The organism is Methylorubrum sp. POS3, from assembly GCF_043352485.1.
Taxonomy (GTDB): Bacteria; Pseudomonadota; Alphaproteobacteria; order Rhizobiales; family Beijerinckiaceae; genus Methylobacterium; species Methylobacterium suomiense.
Genome location: NZ_JAPRBT010000008.1, coordinates 1 through 2,265 on the forward strand (window position 1 = coordinate 1; position 2,265 = coordinate 2,265).

Annotated in this window: 3 protein-coding genes and 1 pseudogene; 2 read left to right on the top strand and 2 right to left on the bottom strand. The window is 66.3% G+C overall.

Features of this window, described 5'->3' with window-relative positions:
- Window positions 1-81 precede the first annotated feature (81 nt).
- Both OWC43_RS23200 and OWC43_RS23205 read left to right on the top strand, forming a co-directional pair.
- Window positions 82-321: a hypothetical protein gene (locus OWC43_RS23200; RefSeq protein WP_393958650.1), complete on the top strand. Its 240-nt coding sequence runs from the start codon at window positions 82-84 to the stop codon at window positions 319-321.
- A gap of 53 nt (window positions 322-374) precedes the next feature.
- Window positions 375-578: a hypothetical protein gene (locus tag OWC43_RS23205; RefSeq protein ID WP_393958651.1), complete on the top strand. Its 204-nt coding sequence runs from the start codon at window positions 375-377 to the stop codon at window positions 576-578.
- Window positions 579-662: 84 nt separating this feature from the next.
- On the opposite strand, the gene OWC43_RS23210 is transcribed toward OWC43_RS23205, so the two are convergent.
- Window positions 663-1,685, bottom strand: a complete 1,023-nt coding sequence (locus tag OWC43_RS23210; protein ID WP_393958652.1) for a helix-turn-helix domain-containing protein — start codon at window positions 1,683-1,685, stop codon at window positions 663-665.
- Between the two features lie 347 nt (window positions 1,686-2,032).
- Window positions 2,033-2,265 (bottom strand): annotated as a pseudogene (locus OWC43_RS23215) (hypothetical protein); the annotation flags it as partial.

Sequence of the window (2,265 nt, forward strand, 5' to 3'; positions counted from 1 at the left end):
TACGGTTAATCAGATATACCATCTGTTTATCTGCCGGCGTCGACCGCACGCTCTAATATTGTGCAACCAGACACTGAAACCATGCGACTCGCTCTGCTTCAATTCATCCGCTCCATGACGCATGATCTTGAGGCGCATGAGGCATTGGCCAACCAGCTCGATGGCACGGCTGCGAAGGCCTATGACCGTGGTGAAATTGCTAAAGCATCTGTTCTGCGGCTGCTCGTGCGCCATTATCGGATCCAGGCCATGAACATCCGTGGCAATCTTGAGATTGCCTCCAAAACATACAAAACCAAACATCAATCTGATCTTTATTAGCCTGCAGTCAAATCTCCAATTGTTTTTCATGCTTAGCGCTGAAGCGAATGCGCATGACAAATGATCAATATATCCTCGATAATCTTGCCCGGATGATGTCCTCGGCGGAGGAAAGAGTGGCCATGCAAGCAAAGGACATGTTCGATCGAAGCCAAAACAGCCAAAACTCTGATCATCAAGACTTGGAGATAGCCGCGCTTGTCGAAAATTATCTAGCGCTCCGCCGTCTCCGCTTGCAGGCGCTGGAGAAATTATGACTCGCCCACATTTGGCGGCAGGGTCAAAATAATTCCAACCCGCAAGTTCGAGCGGCCACTTGCCAACCCCGTACCGAAGCCCGCTCATGCCGCCCGCACCGCGGCGGCCGGCGGTAGCGCGCTCGGGAAGTGCCAGCCCGGATTCCGGTGCCCGGCTTTCTCCGTTGTCGGGCAGCTTCCGGCCTCGCCCTGGGCCCGGCGATAGGCCATCCAGGCCTCCCATTCCGGGCTGCCCTGCTCGACGAACACCCGCGCCGGCGCCGCCGAGGCCGCGCCGATCGGCGCCGAGGGGCGGAAGTTCACGAACCGCCGCTGGCGCAGCCAGCCGTGCAGCCCCTTGGCTGCGTAGCCCGTTCGGCTGAGGTCGGCGGCGTAGCTGGCCGCCGCGCCGATCGCCAGAACCTGATCCTCGGCGCTCATCCCGGCGAAGATCGCCTGGGCCTGGTCGCGCCGCGTCACACCCCGGGCCGTGGCCGGATAGGCCGCCTCGAGCCGGGCGAACCGCTCGACGGCCTCGCCCTCGAGCGCCGCCGGCGGCGTCCGGTTGGCGGCCGGTCGGGGCGCGACGGGCGCCGAGACGCCGTTCCCCCGGAGGAGTTTTCGAGCCTTGAGCCCTCCCCCCGTGGGGGGATTAAGGGGGGAAGAATCCTTGGTAAGATTCAATACTTGGTAGGCGGCTCGGTTTTCCGGCGCCGGTTCGTCCGGCTCCGGATCCTCCGGCGCCGGTAAATCGAGCTGCGGTGCCGCGGCCGTCGCGGGCGGCTCCACCGTGGCTCGATTTTCGGGCTGCGGTGACGCCGCCCCGACGGAGGCCGAGGGCTCGTCGTTGACGATGTAGTCCGAGCCCGCGAACGTGCCGCGCCCGGCCTTCCGCGCGGTCTGGCGCACCATCCAGCCGGTCTCGATCAGCTCGCGAATGATGCCCTGCATCTTGTGCTTCCCGGTACCGAACCGGGTGCGCAGATGGTCCTGCGACACGGTCCAGTCGTCGGGCAGGCTGCGCAAGTAGCAGAGGATGCCCAGAGCCTCCGGCGACAGCCGCGTGTCCCGAAAAATCTCCTGGGACATGATGGCGAAGTTCTTGGTGTGTTTCCGGCGGATGATCATGGCGGGTGCCTCTTCGGGCAAAGCGTCACCGTTCGGCCGCGAAACCGGTCCGGTTTCGGGCACGCGAAAGCCCAGCGCCGGAATCGCGGGTCACGCGCGGCGTCGGGCGGCTCGTTTGAGGGGGGGATGACACCCGCCGCGCCCCGGCTGGGGCCGGGCAAGGCTCCGCCGGTCGCGCGCGAGGGAGCGTCGACGCGAATCCGGGCAGGAAGCGCGGGTGAAGAGCCGGGTGCGACCGCGTGGGGGCGAAGCGGGCGCAGTCCGGCGTTCAGCGCGCGGCGGGTGTCATCGAAGCGGGGCGGATCGCGGCGGGCCGCGCGGGGGCGGCCGCAGGCATGGGCGCGGTCTCATTCCGCCGTCTCCGCCAGGGCGGGCTGCGGCGCGTAGAGGTTGGCGAAGTCCGGCCGGGGCCGACGCTGGAACGCCTCGCCGTAGGGGCCGGGGCTCGCCCGGCGCACCAATTCATAGAAGCTCTCGGGCTTCTCGCTGTGCTCGCCCGGCGCGCCCTCGAACCCGTTGGGCAGGTCGGCCCGGGCCAGCATCAGCCCGCCGCGCGTGGCGAACACGCAGTACTCGTCGC

Coding starts and splice junctions, on each gene's coding strand:
- OWC43_RS23210 (WP_393958652.1), bottom strand. CDS start 1,685: ATGATCATCCGCCGGAAACACACCAAGAACTTCGCCATCATGTCCCAG.
- OWC43_RS23200 (WP_393958650.1), top strand. CDS start 82: ATGCGACTCGCTCTGCTTCAATTCATCCGCTCCATGACGCATGATCTT.
- OWC43_RS23205 (WP_393958651.1), top strand. CDS start 375: ATGACAAATGATCAATATATCCTCGATAATCTTGCCCGGATGATGTCC.